General features: G+C 57.7%; 1 protein-coding gene. It reads left to right on the top strand.

Annotated features, from left to right (window positions below; genetic code table 11):
- Positions 1–293: group II intron maturase-specific domain-containing protein (locus ACM6I5_RS22235; protein WP_414884729.1), on the top strand; the 293-nt coding region annotated here is incomplete at both ends.

Here is a 293-nt window from a genome sequence, read left to right as displayed (position 1 = left end):
CTCTTGCGTCGGACACGGGCCCGCTCAATGAGATATATCGTTGAGCAAATGACCCCCGTGCTGCGTGGTTGGGTTGGCTACTTCAAGCTGAGTCAGAGCAAGCGGCCACTTGAGGAGCTTGATGGCTGGGTGCGTCACAAACTTCGTTGTGTCATTTGGCGTCAATGGAAGCGGCCCTCTACGAGGGCGCGCAACCTGATACGTTTGGGAATCGACGAGGCGCGGGCGTGGAAATCAGCGGTCAATGGCCGAGGCCCATGGTGGAATTCGGGAGCGTCACATATGAATCAGGC

The sequence above is a fragment of the Pseudomonas sp. IT-P171 genome, assembly GCF_949767765.1.
GTDB classification, from domain to species: domain Bacteria; phylum Pseudomonadota; class Gammaproteobacteria; order Pseudomonadales; family Pseudomonadaceae; genus Aquipseudomonas; species Aquipseudomonas fluorescens_B.
The sequence above is the reverse complement of the archived record's forward strand: the minus strand, read 5'-3'. Positions and strand labels throughout refer to the sequence as shown.